At 40.2% G+C, this 15,701-nt stretch carries 11 protein-coding genes; 6 read left to right on the forward strand and 5 right to left on the reverse strand.

Annotated elements, in window-relative coordinates:
- Positions 1-8 precede the first annotated feature (8 nt).
- Both AB669_RS21080 and AB669_RS21085 read right to left on the reverse strand, forming a co-directional pair.
- A complete protein-coding gene (locus tag AB669_RS21080; protein ID WP_047801355.1) occupies positions 9-3,281 on the reverse strand; it encodes a TonB-dependent receptor in 3,273 nt (1,090 codons plus the stop codon).
- 407 nt (positions 3,282-3,688) lie between these two features.
- A complete protein-coding gene (locus AB669_RS21085) occupies positions 3,689-4,429 on the reverse strand; it encodes a dienelactone hydrolase family protein (RefSeq protein WP_047801356.1) in 741 nt (246 codons plus the stop codon).
- Positions 4,430-4,622: 193 nt separating this feature from the next.
- Between AB669_RS21085 and AB669_RS21090 the strand changes: the two genes are divergently transcribed.
- Positions 4,623-5,942: a M23 family metallopeptidase gene (locus AB669_RS21090; protein ID WP_082120755.1), complete on the forward strand. Its 1,320-nt coding sequence runs from the start codon at positions 4,623-4,625 to the stop codon at positions 5,940-5,942.
- Between the two features lie 491 nt (positions 5,943-6,433).
- On the forward strand, positions 6,434-6,964 hold the full coding sequence (locus AB669_RS21095) for a hypothetical protein (protein ID WP_047801357.1): 531 nt from the start codon (positions 6,434-6,436) through the stop codon (positions 6,962-6,964).
- Between the two features lie 124 nt (positions 6,965-7,088).
- Here AB669_RS21095 and AB669_RS21100 read toward each other — a convergent pair whose 3' ends face one another.
- Positions 7,089-7,742: a LysE family transporter gene (locus AB669_RS21100; RefSeq protein WP_047801358.1), complete on the reverse strand. Its 654-nt coding sequence runs from the start codon at positions 7,740-7,742 to the stop codon at positions 7,089-7,091.
- Positions 7,743-7,758: 16 nt separating this feature from the next.
- Positions 7,759-10,563: an excinuclease ABC subunit UvrA gene (gene uvrA, locus AB669_RS21105; RefSeq protein ID WP_047801359.1), complete on the reverse strand. Its 2,805-nt coding sequence runs from the start codon at positions 10,561-10,563 to the stop codon at positions 7,759-7,761.
- Between the two features lie 262 nt (positions 10,564-10,825).
- Between uvrA and AB669_RS21110 the strand changes: the two genes are divergently transcribed.
- Together AB669_RS21110 and AB669_RS21120 are read left to right on the forward strand one after the other, a co-directional pair.
- Positions 10,826-11,410 carry an RNA polymerase sigma factor gene (locus tag AB669_RS21110; protein WP_047801360.1) on the forward strand — a complete coding sequence of 195 codons (585 nt, stop codon included), beginning with the start codon at positions 10,826-10,828 and terminating at the stop codon, positions 11,408-11,410.
- Between the two features lie 441 nt (positions 11,411-11,851).
- Positions 11,852-13,048, forward strand: coding sequence for an MFS transporter (locus AB669_RS21120; RefSeq protein ID WP_047801362.1), 1,197 nt, complete (start codon positions 11,852-11,854; stop codon positions 13,046-13,048).
- Between the two features lie 59 nt (positions 13,049-13,107).
- Here AB669_RS21120 and AB669_RS21125 read toward each other — a convergent pair whose 3' ends face one another.
- Positions 13,108-13,740, reverse strand: coding sequence for a hypothetical protein (locus AB669_RS21125; protein WP_047801363.1), 633 nt, complete (start codon positions 13,738-13,740; stop codon positions 13,108-13,110).
- A 208-nt stretch (positions 13,741-13,948) separates the two neighbouring features.
- Between AB669_RS21125 and AB669_RS21130 the strand changes: the two genes are divergently transcribed.
- Complete coding sequence (locus tag AB669_RS21130) at positions 13,949-14,908, forward strand: hypothetical protein (protein WP_047801364.1); 960 nt, start codon at positions 13,949-13,951, stop codon at positions 14,906-14,908.
- An 83-nt stretch (positions 14,909-14,991) separates the two neighbouring features.
- Positions 14,992-15,657: an endonuclease III gene (gene nth, locus AB669_RS21135; RefSeq protein ID WP_047801365.1), complete on the forward strand. Its 666-nt coding sequence runs from the start codon at positions 14,992-14,994 to the stop codon at positions 15,655-15,657.
- Positions 15,658-15,701 lie beyond the last annotated feature (44 nt).

Genomic DNA, 15,701 nt, shown 5'->3' on the forward strand with positions numbered 1-15,701 from the left:
AATAATGATTAAAATGTTAATTTGATACCAAGGTTATAAGCTCTGGCTAATGGGTAATTTCCATAATCAACGCCCGGCGTACCGTTAGCGCCGCCATTATAATCTACCTCAGGATTGTAGCCTTTGTAATTCGTGATGGTAAACGCATTATCTACACTACCAAAAACCCTGATATTTTCCACATGGAGGTTTTTGGCAACAGCTTTAGGGAAACTATAACCCAGAGTGATATTAGTACACCTTAAATAAGAGCCATCCTGGATGTAGAATGACGATAAACGGGTGCTATTACTTTGTGTGCCGGCACGTGAGGCCCGGTAGTTTAAGCCACTTCCCGGATTAGCTTCATTTCTGTAACGATCTGCAACTTCTACGTACTGATTGCCCGATCCTTCAAAATTATATAGATAATAATCCTGGCCATCCAGAACATCATTACCTTGTGAACCATTGAATGAAGCTCTGATATCAATTGCTTTGTAGCTTGCATCTACGGCAAAGCCATATGTAAAGTCAGGATAAGGGCTCCCGATGATTTTCTTGTCTGCGTCATTTACAATTCCATCACCATTGGTATCTTCAAAATACAAATCTCCAACTTTATATGGATTAGATTGTGCTGAAGACCTTGCTACTTTACCAAGCAATTCTGGAGTTACCCTTCCTGCTACCTGGTAACCGTAGAACATGCCAATTGGCTGACCTTCCATGGTTACGTGCGTGATGTATTGTCTCTCAGCACCAAAACTGTATATTGTACTATTGCCTCCAAGATCAAGTACTTTATTTTTATTGAAAGCGATGTTACCGCTTAATCCTAATTTGAAGTTTTCATTATTAATTATACGCCCATCTAACTGAAGATCAACACCTGTATTCCTTACCTTACTATCTTTAAGATTTGTTAAGATAGTTGATGAACCTGCTATTGATGAGATTGGCTGATTAAATAATAAATTGTAAGATAAACTATAATAATAATTGGCCATTACAGATAGCCTACCATTAAAGAGGCTTAGATCGGTACCAAAATTATATTGAGAGGTTGATTCCCATCCTAAACTTTGATCTTTAATACCACCAGCCCAGACAGCTGTAGAAACCGCTCCGCTGCCAAACACAGCTCCACCAGGAGAACTCATGGTTTGTGTGTGCTGATAATCGCCGATATTATTATTGCCGCTCAATCCCCAGCTGGCTCTTAGTTTAACAGAAGAGCCTCTGCCTAAGAAATCGTTATACCATTTTTCCTGAGATAGATTCCAACCTGCAGATACAGAAGAGAAGGCACCCCATTTATTTTGAGGACCAAATCTGGATGAACCATCCATCCGGAATGTACCACTTAAGAAATATCTGCTGTCGTAGTTATAACTAAATCTACCAAAGTAAGAAAGAAGGGTGGTCACTGTTTTTCCTGTTTGTGATCCTAGCGTAAATAAGTTAGCATCGGCAGATTTATCTGTAATCTCTCCGATTTTGTCATTATTAAATCCGGATGCGCTTATGCGCACAACATCAGTAGCAGTGTGCTGTGCTGAATAACCACCAAGAACATCAATATTATTCTTACCAAAATTCTTATTATAGTCTAACGTAAATTCAGCTAATTTATCAACACGGGTTAGATTTTGAGCAATAGAATTAGACGCTGCAATTGCAGAAGCGGAATAAGGTGCATTACCGCCACCATTACTTAAACTTGTAGGTCGATAGTAATCGTATTTTTCCGCATAATTAGTGGTTCCAAGATTGGCTTTGAATGTTAAACCCTTTAGAATATCGTAGGTAGCATAAGCATTATAATTATTACGGTTACCCAAACGGTTAATTTTCATTTCGTTAACTGTTGCTAATGGATTTTCCAATCCCTGGTAGCCGTATTCATTGGCTAAAGCAGCCATACCGTATTTAATGGGATTGCCTGCTGCATCAGTTGCAGGTAAATAAGGCAAATACAACAAGGCCGACATCATAGGACTGAAACGACCTTCACCAACTTCCTTGTTATTGGTTTGGGTTAGGGCAATGTTAGCCCCTACCTTCATTCTCTTACTCACTTGTCCTTCAATGTTTGTACGGAAATTTAATGAACGCATAGCTGTATTGGTGACAATACCGTCCTGATCCTGATATCCTCCGCTGACAAAGTATTTAATGTCTTTATTTCCCCCTGTGAAAGACAGGTTATGACGTTGAAAAAATGCATCTCTATATAACACATCCTGCCAATCGGTATCATAAGCCGGTGCCTTTGCTGTTTGCGTTGCTGCATTATATATGTCGGTCGGAATCCAAACTGAAGAGCTGTTACCTACGTTAGCGGTACGCGCCGCATTGCTATCCGAAAACATTCCATCATTCCAGGTTTTTCCGGCGTTCACTACCAGATCTTTATACGCGTTGTTACGGGCATCAATCATCAACTGGATGAACTGTTCAGCATTCAATAGTTTTACTTTCTTTGCTAATTGAGTGATACCAGCCTGTACATCATATTCGAACTTGCCTTTGCCGTCTTTACCTTTCTTTGTTGTAATCATCACTACACCGCCAGAACCTCTTGAACCGTAAATAGCCGCAGATGCTGCATCTTTCAAAATGTCGATGGTTTCAATATCTTCAGGGTTAATGAAAACGTTATTTCCTGATGGATAACCATCAATAACATATAAAGGATCGGAGCTGGCATTAATTGAACCGACACCTCTTACCCGGATTTTTGTACCAGCATAAGGTGCGCCTGTGGTTTGCGACACCTGTACGCCTGCTACTTTACCCACAAGTGCCTGACCAACGGTTGGTGCACTGAGGTTCATTTCGCTGGCTTTAACGCTGCTGATTGCACCGGTAACATCCGATTTCCGGATTTTCTGATACCCGATGGCAACGACTTCATTCAGGGTATTACTGCTTTCCTTTAATTGTACATTAATCGTTTTACTAGTTCCAACCAAAAGTTCCTGGGTTTCGAAGCCGATATACGAAAATGTTAGGGTGGCGCCATTTGTAGCATCGATGGTAAATTTACCATTAGCATCTGTAGTGGTTGTTTTTTTGGTTTGTTTATCGTAAACACTCACACCAGGAAGGGGCTGTCCCTTCTCGTCTGTTACCGTTCCGCTGATGGTAGCTAAACGATTATTGAGTTTGATAGCCGGAAATAATTTACCATTGGTGGCTGCCAGGACCGGAGCATTGCAAAGGGCGAATAGCCCGAGTGGCAATAGCAATTTCCTACAGGTAGTTTTGATACCTGTTACTGAAAAAAATGAAATCATCTTTTTGATTTAAGTAATTGTTTGAGAAATAGAAATTCGTTTATGTTATTGAAAGGCGTACATTTTCAAATTCACATAGGCAAATGTTTTAATTAAATATTTGTTTGGGAGAGCTTTTTACGTCGGCAAAACTAGGCTTGCTGTTTTAAGAAAACATTGCCGGCAGGTTAACACTACAATAAGAAGACAGCAGCAATGTTAAGGGTAGATTAACAGTTTTGTGGCCAGGTGGTATAAACAGCAGTTAAGGTATCCGCGGGGCGGAGGTGGGTTAAAAGTGGCAAAAAGGTGGGGTAAAGGCGGATGGGATGGGTGAGATGCAAAAAACCCGCAGAGCCAGACCATATTACTAAATTTCTTCAGCATTGGCAAGGATTTGCGGGATTTATTAAGGTGTAAAGCCGGAATTATTTCAGTAATTCGGCCAGAAATGCGGTAGTGTGCTTCCAGGCCCTTTTTGCCATGATCTCGTTATAATCGGCAGATTTTGGGTCTGTGAAGGTATGTTTACTGTGTGCGTAGGTAATGATTTGCCAATCGGCATTGCCTTCATTCATTTCAGCAATGAGTTTAGACATTATTTCAGGGGTTACGCTTGCATCATCAGCTGGGTTCTCTACTAATATTTTAGCTTTTAACGGCCCATTTGGTCTGTCAGCAGCTTTACCTAAACTACCGTGAATGGAGATGACACCCAAAACTGGCAAACCAGCACGGGCAGTTTCAAGTGCACCTGCACCACCGAAACAATAGCCGATAACTGCGATTTTATCTGGAAGTGCACCAGCTTTCTTTAATTGTTCCAGCGCCAGACTAATCCGTTTCTGGTAAGCCTGATGATCCTGTTTATATTTTCCGGAAAGCTTAGCCGCAGCAGCATTATCGGCAGGAATGTTGCCTTCGCCATAAATGTCGGCAACAAAGGCTATGTATCCTTGCTTTTGAAGATCGAGCGCAGCAGTTTTCGCTTCCTCATCAATTCCTTTCCATGCCGGCAATACCAATACACCGGGAAGTTTTTTGCCAGCGTTAGGGGTTACCAAACCATTTAATTTCTGGTCTCCGTCGGAATAGCTAACCGCCTTTAATTGTTGCGCATTTGCAAATCCGCTGATCAGCATAGCTGCTATTAACATTAATTTCTTCATTTTTCTTTATTGGTTTATATGTTTCTAAAATACGATTCTGGAATGATTGTGCCACCAATCAAAACAGGAAATTACAGGATAGGTTTGTTGATGATTGAAAAATTAAATCTGGATGATAGAAAGTAGCCGGTAATATCTCTGGCGGGGTAAAACTATCAGCAAAGGGGCTTGTTATTTAAAGAAATTATCATTTATGTTGAAGCGACATCTCCTTTTTATATTAGCCACGTTTGCTATTGTGGCTATTTACTCCTGTAAATCCGGATCAGTTAACTTATTTAAAGCAGCCAATCCTCACGAACAATACCGAAGGAAACTGGAAACAGCGGGACTCGACAAAACTGCGATGGGTTCGGCGTGGATTAATTCTTCATTATTAAGTTTACAAAAGGCGTTGACGATTGGTTTACCTTACCGGGAGACAGGATTTTTTGGCGCAGATAAGGTGCAGGCGGTTACTTATAAATTCACGGCTACTAAAGGGCAAAAGTTGACGATCGCTTTAGCAAAGAAACCTGCACAAACTGCATTATACCTGGACTTATGGTACGTTTCCGATGTAAGTAATCCCAAACTTATTGCTTCTGCCGACACACTAAACCGTGTACTTCAGCACGAAATAAATGACACCGGAACGTATCTGATCCGTTTGCAGCCTGAACTTTTACAGAGTGTGGAATACACCCTGGAGATTACCACCGGTCCATCGCTCGCCTTTCCTACACAATCGAAAAGTAGTAAAAGCATTGGAAGTTATTGGGGTGATGGGCGCGATAATAATGCCCGCAAACATGAGGGTGTTGACATTTTTGGAACATTCAGAAGCCCTGTTGTGGCCATTGCCGATGGCACGGTAACCCGGGTAAACGAAAACAATTTGGGGGGTAAGGTGGTGTGGCTACGACCAAAAGGCAGGGATTACACGCTTTATTATGCGCATCTCGACCAGCAGATTGCTACTGAAGGACAAGATGTTAAAACTGGTGATACGCTCGGTTTAATGGGCAATACCGGAAATGCTAAAAATACACCGACGCATCTCCACTTCGGGATTTATACTTCCGCCGGGGCAATCAACCCGCTTCCATTCATTGATCCGGTCACGAAGACACCCGCTAATATCACTGCATCATTGATGAACCTGAAAAGGACATTACGTACTACAGGAAGAACAAGTTTACTGAGCACACTACAAAGCAAATCAGCGGCTGTATCGAACCTGTCGCCGGCAACGGTTCTTCGTATTAACGGCGCTACTGGCAACTATTACAGGGCAGAGCTGCCTGATGGGAGCAGCGGATTTATACCGATTGATGGAGTGGTACAGAGCAGTAAGCCTCTACGAAAAATTAAAATCAATGCACAGCAACAGCAGGTTTATAACGAGCCTGATACCCTGGCCCCGGTTAAACTGCATTTAAAAACAGGGGAAACCGTAAGTTTATTGGGCAACTTCAATAATTATCAGCTGGTGAGTAACGAGCAGAATGAGGTTGGCTGGATTGTGAAGTAATCTTTTAGCGAAAAACTTGCAGGATTTTGCCTATTTCTTTTTCCTTCATTGCTAATATGGCTCATTTGTAACGATTCCGGAAATATTTCCTTCATTCTTTGGAGGCTTGTCATATATCTTATAAGGCAGAAAAAACTTACAGCACTCATCGAAACGTCAATATCTCACCCGGAGTAACCTCCATACTTCGAAAGCCTGCTCAATATTATTAATTGAATACTCTGCTTCAAGTACTTCAATATTTTCAACCACATGCATTTCCGAACTGAAGCGTAACCTTGAAGATGATTCTAATGAATTCTGGTTCTTTTAAAATTAGCCTCTTGTGATAAAACTGAAACTGTAGAAAAACACCCCTAAATAGTTTGATTTTTCACCCATCGCGTCAATAATTAAGTCCCAAATTTGTTTAAAGGTTATTATAAACCCTGCTAACCAGTGTAGAATGTTACTAACAATAACGTTATCATTTTGATCAAATAAATTCAATCATGAAAATTAAAATAATCTCACTAATAATATTCTGCTATTTTTCAAGCAAAAATACCTGGGCTCAAATCAACCCGTCAATAAGTATCAAAATACCATCAGGCTCAGTAAAATTATTAGCCCCAAATGCAGAAAAAAATCTTGGGCAGAGTTTTAAATCACACGCAAATATCCTTAGTATGAAGAACGCATATAAGATAAATAATATCATTTTAGGCTTTCAAGATTACATTGTTAAAAAGGAGAAAGCTAGAACACTAACCCAAATTAAAAAAGAACTTGAAGGGGTAATGGCTGAATTGGGGTTGCAATCTAACATAATACAATCAGAGATAACAACTAAGAACCAGACAAAGTATCTAATTTGGAAAACTTTGCACGATGGTGAATATACTTATACACTAATATCTGATCCACAGCAAGCCTATTCGATGATTGCAAAAATAATGTTTAAAGTAGCTGAAAAAGCTGAAGCTGATATCGTATTTGAGACTTTCATAAATGATATTGCTTTTAAAAGAGAGGTAAATTAGTGTCAGAGATATTCTATAGAAATCCCGTCGGAGTCAGCCACTCAGATAAAGCTTTCGACCAAAACCCTGTTAATGACTATTAACAGCAGTCAATAGATAAGGAACTCCAATTGAGTAACACCTTCTAAAATATCACTATCGCTTGTTTCACCAATAAATATGCAGCAAGCACATAAAGAAATATGGCGATGGACTTATTGATGATCAGGCTGCTCAAGGCAAACTTTTCCTGAATGAAAGTAGCAAAATGTGCATAAACATACAATGCCAGTGCCGAACCGAATCCCGAACCTACGGCAAAAACAACCAGAGAGAGGTAATCAGTTTCGATCCATTCGTGCAGAATGACATAGTTCCCGAAGAATAGCCAGAAAGGAATTTGCACCGGGTTGAGCACACCGAGGATTAAACCATAAAGCACGCTGCCGCTGCGTTTATCTTCTTCAGTATTACTTGTTTTAGGGACTTTTTTACGGTTGACCCAGGTGATAGTTCCCATTGTAATAAACATCAGAATCATGAAGCAATCGACCAAAGTGCCAAGCCGGACTTCGCTTACTGCGGCATCGGGATTGATATCACTCATAGCCCAACGGGCGAAACGCATCATCCCAAAGGTAAAAAAAACCTCCACACAGGAGAATGACAGGATGAAATACCATACCTGTCGCATCCCCTTGTTTATGGCCAGCTGCGCCACGGTAAGATTGATATTACCGGGCGGAATATAGCCCATGGCGTTGAGAAGAATACCTATAATAAACGTTAAAAATAGCATGGACGAAATTAGGTATTTATTTTAAATGGCTTGCCAGGTATTTACCGGTATAGGAATTTTTCTGTTTAACGAGATCTTCTGGTATTCCTTCGAATACCAGTTCACCTCCCCCATCGCCACCTTCGGGACCAATATCGATCACCCAATCCGCACACTTAATCATATCCATGTTATGCTCAATTACCAGAATGGTATTGCCTTGCTCAATTAAGGTGTTGAGTGCTTTTAACAGCTTTTTGATGTCGTGAAAGTGAAGTCCGGTAGTTGGCTCATCAAAAATGAACATCGTTTTATTCGCATTGTTCCCTTTAATCAGAAAGGATGCAAGTTTGATTCGCTGTGCCTCTCCACCTGATAAGGTATTGGACGACTGCCCAAGATGTACATAGCCTAAACCAACATCTACAAGCGGATTCAGTTTATTAAGGATTTTTGGCTCATCTTTGAAAAACTCAACGGCCTCATCAATGGTCATATCCAGAATTTCGGATACATTTTTCTCTTTATAAACCACATCTAGTACCTGCTGCTTGAAGCGTTTTCCGCCGCAAGCTTCGCAAGGCAGATAAATATCGGCCATAAACTGCATTTCAATTTTCACTTCGCCTTCACCCTGGCAAACGTCGCAACGTCCGCCCTCTACGTTAAAAGAGAAAGCTGCCGGTTTGAGTCCCGCAGCTTTAGCTGCCGCCAGCCCTGAGAATAATGACCGGATATCATCCCATGCTTTAACGTATGTTACCGGATTAGAACGGCTGGAACGGCCAATTGGATTCTGATCGACCAGCTCCACGGCACTCACCATTTCGTAATTACCAAATATCCCATCATAGGAGCCGGTTTGTTCACCAGCATAATTACCAATGGCTTTTTGCAGTGCCGGGTACAATATTTTTTTAACCAGACTGGTTTTTCCGGAACCGGAAACCCCGCTTACCGCTGTAAATACACCCAATGGGAATTTGACATCAATATTTTTCAGGTTATTTTCCCGTGCCCCTTTGATCAGGACATGATCTTTCCATTTGCGGCGCTGTGCAGGAATTGCAATTTTCTCTTCGCCCGACAGGTATCGGCCGGTTAAGCTATTTTTATCTTTCAGGATAGATTCATAGTCGCCACTGAACACCAGATTACCGCCATGGGTACCGGCTTCAGGACCGATGTCTATGATATAATCGGCAGCACGCATCATTTCTTCTTCGTGCTCTACAACCAGCACAGTATTACCCACATTACGCAGGGAGAGCAGTACTTCTATCAGTTTATTGGTATCACGGGGGTGTAAGCCGATACTTGGTTCGTCCAACACATAGATGGAACCCACCAGACTACTTCCCAGAGAAGTTGCTAAATTAATTCTTTGAGACTCACCTCCTGATAAGGTATTTGATAACCTGTTCAGCGTTAAATAGCCAAGACCAACATTATTCAGATAAAGAAAGCGGTTATCAATTTCTGCCAGTAAACGTTTTGCAACTTTAGCATCTGTAGTATTCAGCTTCAGTTCATTGAAGAAAACCAGGGCTTTCGACAAGGGCATCAGTACAACATCTATAATCGACTTTTCGGCAATTTTAACGTACGACGCATCTTTACGTAAACGGGATCCTTTACATTCAGGACAAGTTGTTTTACCACGGTAACGCGAAAGCATCACGCGGTATTGTATCTTATAGGTTTGTTCTTCGAGTTCTTTAAAGAAATCATTCAGCCCGGAAAAGTGCTTATTTCCAGTCCACAAGAGCTGTTGTTCCTTATCGGTAAGTTGGCTATATGCGCGGTGAATAGGAAAGTCGAACTTAGCAGAGGCTTTAATGAAGTTTTGCAACCAAACGCCCATTTTTTCACCACGCCAAGGTGCGATGGCATTATCATAAACGCTCTTGCTTTTATCTGGTATCACAAGATCTTCATCAATGCCAATTACATTTCCATATCCCTCGCAACGTTTACAAGCTCCGTAAGGATTATTGAATGAAAAGAAGTTTGGTGTAGGTTCCTCGAACCTGATCCCATCAAGCTCAAAGCGATCGCTAAAGTGCTTTGTTTTTCCTTCAGCCTCTACATAACAATCACCTTTTCCTTCAAAGAAAGCGGTTTGTACCGAGTCGGCCAGGCGGCTTAAGGTTTCTTCTTCCTGATTGGTTACGATCCGGTCGATCAGAATCTGAACAGTTTTATCATCTGTAAGTTCAGCATCTTTGAAATCGACATCTTCTAAAACAGATTCGATTTTCAAAATCTTCTGATCAATTAAAACCCTCAAAAAGCCTTTTTGCAATAAAATAGCGAGTTCTTCTTTTATAGTCCTGTTATTATGTGGATACAGTGGACAGAAAATAGTTACTGTAGTAGCTTCCAGCAGGGCGTTTACATAGTCTACTACAGAGCTTACCGAATCTTTTTTAACCTCTTTACCTGAAACCGGTGAGATGGTTTTGCCGATGCGGGAAAAGAGAAGCTTCAGGTAATCATATATTTCAGTAGACGTACCCACGGTTGAACGCGGATTTGATGTAATCACTTTTTGCTCAATGGCAATGGCGGGTGCAATACCTTTGATATAATCTACATCTGGTTTGTTCATCCTTCCCATAAACTGACGAGCGTAAGAAGACAAACTTTCGACGTAGCGGCGCTGCCCTTCAGCATATAATGTATCAAAAGCGAGAGAAGATTTCCCGGAACCTGACATTCCTGTAACCACTACCAGTTTATTTTTTGGGATGGCGACATCTATGTTTTTAAGGTTGTGCACACGAGCACCTTTTATAATAATATTTCTATGCGGATCTTTTTCGGCTTCTTTTTTGCTCATGAATAATAAAGGATTTTAAAACATAACCCATTTAATAAATGTAGGGTTTTAAAAACATACAAAAATAGGGTACTGAGGTCGTTAATTTATTTTTTAACATTTTATTTTTTGTTTTTTGATAAAAAAATAACTTTCTTTGGATATTAACAAGCTCAGAACCAAACTAACAAGAATCAAAAAAGCATAGGAGAAAAGCTATAGAAATTAAACATCTACAAATTAATTTTTAGCAAATAGTACGGGATTTAGTGTAGGTAAACCTATGGATTTACAATCATATAACGATCAGGACCTGGTAAAATTGTATATTACCGGGAACGAGAATGGATTGCAGGAACTTTTAAGACGACATAAAAGCAAGATTTATACTTCTATCTATCTATTGGTGAAAGACCAATACCTGGCAGAGGATATTTTTCAGGATGCCTTTATAAAAGTCATTAATACCCTGCGATCAGGACGATACAATGAGGAAGGCAAGTTCTTACCTTGGGTAATGCGTATTGCGCACAACCTGGTTATCGATTATTTCAGAAAAGAAAAAAGGACTCCGATCATTACCAGTTCTGATGGAATGGATGTATTCAATATGCTACACTTTTACGATGAAAGTGCGGAGGAAAGAATGCTACGTGATCAAACGCATAAAGATTTGAAGGCAATGATTCATTTATTGCCTGATGAGCAGAAAGAAGTGCTTTTAATGCGCCATTACGCAGACCTGAGTTTTAAAGAAATAGCCGATTTAACAGACGTAAGCATAAATACTGCGTTAGGGCGTATGCGTTACGCTTTGAGCAACCTGAGAAAGATGCTCAAAACAAAGGAGATGACCTATAAAGGGTAATGAAAAAGTTACATATTTTGTTTTAGGGATTGAAATAAAGCATCTAAACAATCGTTAAGTTTATAAAACTTAGAACATTTAGTTGCTTATGACAAAAACCTCTACATCGAACACAAATGTAAATTTACCTAATCACCCTATGTTTCAGCATAAAACTGATATAGAATCTGACACGGAAATCGACTTATTTTATGATCAAATCAAATCTAAGTTGGATCGGCTAGCTAAAAATCCAAGTGATGAAACCATCAATAAGATTTTGACCTACAGCAGATCGAAATAACAAAAATTTACACGAGCTATAAGCTGCCCTGAAACCGGGGCAGCTTTTTTTATTTTCCACCTTTTGTATCATTCATTTGCCATCATGTTTGATGCATCTTCCATCTTCAGTAAAAAACAGGTACTTTTGCTTAGTGTAATTATAACACTAAGCAGAACATGAACAGAAATCTTATCCCGTTAACTTTAGGAGGTTTAGGTATTGGCATTACAGAATTTGTAATGATGGGTTTACTGCCCGACATCGCGGTTGATTTAAAGGTTAGCATTCCTGAAGCCGGACATTTGATATCTGCTTATGCTTTAGGCGTAGTAATTGGTGCACCATTACTGATTATGATTGCGGGTAAATACCCGCCGAAGAAAATACTGATTGCCTTGATGGTTATGTTTACTGCTTTCAACGCATTTTCGGCGTTTGCGCCAACCTTTGATACATTATTTATTGCCCGGTTATTATCGGGCTTGCCACATGGCGCCTTTTTTGGCGTGGGCTCGGTGGTGGCAAGCAGGATTGCGGAAAAAGGAAAAGCTGCACAAGCTGTTTCGTTGATGTTTATGGGTTTAACTATTGCCAACATCCTGGGGGTCCCGCTAGGGACTTTTATTGGCCATAACTTCTCGTGGCGGATTTCATTTGCGGTAGTAGTGTTTGTAGGCCTGGTTACTTTGCTTTCTCTAAAACTGTGGCTTCCAGCCTTACCTGCTACTGAGAACCGCGATCTGAAATCTGAGCTCAGCTTCTTTAAAAAGAAGGATGCCTGGATTATCATTTTTATGATTTCCATTGGTACGGGCGGATTATTTACCTGGTACAGCTATATTGCACCGCTCATGACCATCGTAGCAGGTTTTTCCGCTAATGCTGTTACTTACATTTTGATGCTGGCCGGCGTTGGTATGTTTATCGGAAATTATCTTGGTGGAAAGCTTGCCGACAGGTTCTCACCTGCTAAGGCTTCGGCAGTGTTATTGATTGCAATGGTTGCAACCTTAATCATCGTACACTTCGTTTCTTTCAACCAGCCACTGGCTTTAATCATGACTTTTATAACCGGTGCGGTATCATTTGCACTGGCCTCTCCTATTCAGATGTTAATGATTCAATCGGCGAAAGGTTCTGAAATGCTCGCTGCCTCGGCAAGTCAGGCGAGCTTTAATATCGGAAATGCTTTGGGTGCGTTTTTTGGTGGACTACCGCTGGTTTATGGTTTCGACTATACCTCACCTGCTTACGTAGGTGCCGCAATGGCGCTTGCGGGTGCATTTTTTGCGTTCTGGTTAATCAAACGAAATGCATTAAAACCTCCTGGAGAACAAGTGGCGGCAAAATCAGAATACGTACCGATGCATTAAGGTTTTTTTTCCGATCACCAAGTTGACCGTGGCAAACGCCTAAAGACAGGCATGCATAACTATGGCTTTATCTTTTTTAGGTGATATGCTTTTTGATAACTGTTGCTGCCAAAAAATATAAATAAAAGCGCACCTGAACTATTTGATAAATAGTGTATTATAAGTCCCTCATCTTTTGCCAAACCAATTCTTGTTTTTTCGGTCATGATACTACCAAACAAATATGGTATGCCAATATACTCACGGCTTTTGTTCTGAAGGTATACTGACCCTTTATTAAACTTTACCGGCACAGCAAGACTATCTAGCGTATGGCTATTTTGTTTAACAATAAAGGTTAGCTGATCAATTTTATACTGTTTAATGATAAGCCGCATATCAGCAGCGGAATCGAGATTGCTTGTTTTTTGACTGATGTAAAGATGTATGTCTTTCGCGAAATTTCTATTATCAAGATTCCTCGCCTTTCCATCAGCTTTATATTCCAGATCCGGAGCAAGTTGGTATATCCCTGTAACCTGGGATAAATTTCCCTGAGCAATTTTCTGTCTGTGATTTTCGATTGTAGCATCAGAAAAAGAAGCACAGCCTGATAGCAGAATGCTTACTAATGATGAACACAAAAGTAACCAGGCGATTATTCTCCAGGGGATACAAAGACAGGCTGTTGAAACCAGGCTTAAAGTTTTCATTGTGATTGCTAATTAAGTTTGGTATCGAATCTAACTGATAATCAAGAACTCAATTAATTATATTCAATATATCCCGAGAAGATTATAACTTTTAAACACAATAGTTAGATATAAAGTTGGTATTAAATTCAATTTAAAGGTTTTAAAAACCTGAATTAATTAATTAGATTAGTAAAATGGTTTACAACCTCGAAAAAAGATAATCTTTATGAATAATCAACAAACCGTATTTTTCGAGTCAATCAAGTCTGCTTTACCGGATTACCAGAATCTGGCCTTAAGTGTTGCAGAAGCATTGGGCATCAGTACTAATGAGGCTTATAAAAAGATTAGGGGAACAAGTTTACTCAGCATTGAACAGATTGTAAAGCTTTCCAATAGTTTTGATGTTCCTTTTTTATACAGCCCGAAAGCATCCTTATCGGTTACGTTTAATTACCTGAGCGTGAACGAGGATCTGGATATGGTAAACTATCTGAAGAATTTGTTGAGCCACATTAAGGCAATAAAAAACAGTAAGCAGAAACACATTACGATTACAACGGATGATATCCCTGTATTCCATTTTTTTAAATACGCGGAACTAACCAGCTTCAAATTATCGTTTTGGGCCAACAGCACCAATAATCAAAACATTGCTTATAATGAATCCTTTTTATCTGATGAGATTATTGGTTTATCTAAAGAACTTAATGCAGCCTATCTGGAAATTCCAAGTACAGAAATCTGGTCGAAGGATACCATAACCGGCACTATAGAGCAGATCAGGTATGCTTTTGAAGCCGGTCACCTGTCGGACAGAAAATTGGCGGCAAAGATTATTGAGCAAGTGAAGTACTGCCTTACAGATATGAACATGTACGCTATTGGCAGTAAGAAATCGATCGATCCTCATCATACCTTCACCTGGTACCATTGCGATGTATTGGGAAGTATATCCTATCTGGTTAATCAGCAAGACAGGATGACTTGCTACAACAGGTTCAATACTTTTAATTATCTGCGCACTGAAGATCAGACTTATTGCATGCAAACCAAAAACTGGATGCAAAGTCTGATCATGAAATCTGTTTCATTCAGCGGGCAGGGTGAGAAACAACGGAACAAATATTTATATGATGCTTTTGCAGAGTGTGATGCACTGTTGAGGGAAATTGAAGGAACCTAGACTAGACAAATAGAGTGATATTGTGCGAAACTATGTAGGATATTACATTTTCGGTGATAGGGCTGCATTCCCTATATTTGCTCATGCTTAAAAAAGAACGTTATAAACTTTTTGTAGAACATTTTTCTGCCAAACAACCAGATGCGGAAACAGAATTACATTACAATAATCCATACCAGCTTCTGGTGTCGGTAATTCTTTCGGCACAGTGCACGGATAAGCGGGTGAATATGGTTACACCAGCTCTTTTTCAACGCTTCCCAAATGCAAAAACACTTGCGGAGGCTACCCCAGATATTGTTTTTGACTACATCAGAAGTATCAGTTATCCAAACAATAAAGCAAAGCACCTGGTCGGAATGGCTAACATTTTACTGCATGAATTCAATGACGTGGTACCCTCGGATATTAATGACTTGCAGAAGATGCCGGGTGTTGGGCGTAAAACGGCCAATGTGATTGCATCTGTTATTTACAATGCGCCGGCTATGGCCGTTGATACTCATGTTTTCAGGGTAGCAAACCGGCTTGGACTTACCAATGGGAAAACACCTCTGGCTGTTGAAAAAGATCTGGTCAAACACTTACCTGAACAAGACATCCACATTGCCCACCATTGGCTTATTCTCCACGGGCGATATGTATGTTTGGCGAGAAGCCCGAAGTGCGATGTTTGTGAGATCACCTACATGTGCCGGTATTTTGAACGGTTGACGGTGCAAAATGCGCGGGAAAAGAAAGAGGCATAAAATATTTTTGATAATACTATTGACATTAGCTAAAAAACAATTAA

The organism is Pedobacter sp. BMA (assembly GCF_001027745.1).
Classification (GTDB): Bacteria; Bacteroidota; Bacteroidia; order Sphingobacteriales; family Sphingobacteriaceae; genus Pedobacter.

What these genes read in the sequence shown, in the direction of transcription:
- AB669_RS21110 (WP_047801360.1), top strand. Translation starts at nt 10,826, where the DNA reads ATGGATTTACAATCATATAACGATCAGGACCTGGTAAAATTGTATATT.
- uvrA (WP_047801359.1), bottom strand. Translation starts at nt 10,563, where the DNA reads ATGAGCAAAAAAGAAGCCGAAAAAGATCCGCATAGAAATATTATTATA.
- AB669_RS21090 (WP_082120755.1), top strand. Translation starts at nt 4,623, where the DNA reads ATGTTGAAGCGACATCTCCTTTTTATATTAGCCACGTTTGCTATTGTG.
- AB669_RS21130 (WP_047801364.1), top strand. Translation starts at nt 13,949, where the DNA reads ATGAATAATCAACAAACCGTATTTTTCGAGTCAATCAAGTCTGCTTTA.
- AB669_RS21095 (WP_047801357.1), top strand. Translation starts at nt 6,434, where the DNA reads ATGAAAATTAAAATAATCTCACTAATAATATTCTGCTATTTTTCAAGC.
- nth (WP_047801365.1), top strand. Translation starts at nt 14,992, where the DNA reads ATGCTTAAAAAAGAACGTTATAAACTTTTTGTAGAACATTTTTCTGCC.
- AB669_RS21080 (WP_047801355.1), bottom strand. Translation starts at nt 3,281, where the DNA reads ATGATTTCATTTTTTTCAGTAACAGGTATCAAAACTACCTGTAGGAAA.
- AB669_RS21100 (WP_047801358.1), bottom strand. Translation starts at nt 7,742, where the DNA reads ATGCTATTTTTAACGTTTATTATAGGTATTCTTCTCAACGCCATGGGC.
- AB669_RS21120 (WP_047801362.1), top strand. Translation starts at nt 11,852, where the DNA reads ATGAACAGAAATCTTATCCCGTTAACTTTAGGAGGTTTAGGTATTGGC.
- AB669_RS21125 (WP_047801363.1), bottom strand. Translation starts at nt 13,740, where the DNA reads ATGAAAACTTTAAGCCTGGTTTCAACAGCCTGTCTTTGTATCCCCTGG.
- AB669_RS21085 (WP_047801356.1), bottom strand. Translation starts at nt 4,429, where the DNA reads ATGAAGAAATTAATGTTAATAGCAGCTATGCTGATCAGCGGATTTGCA.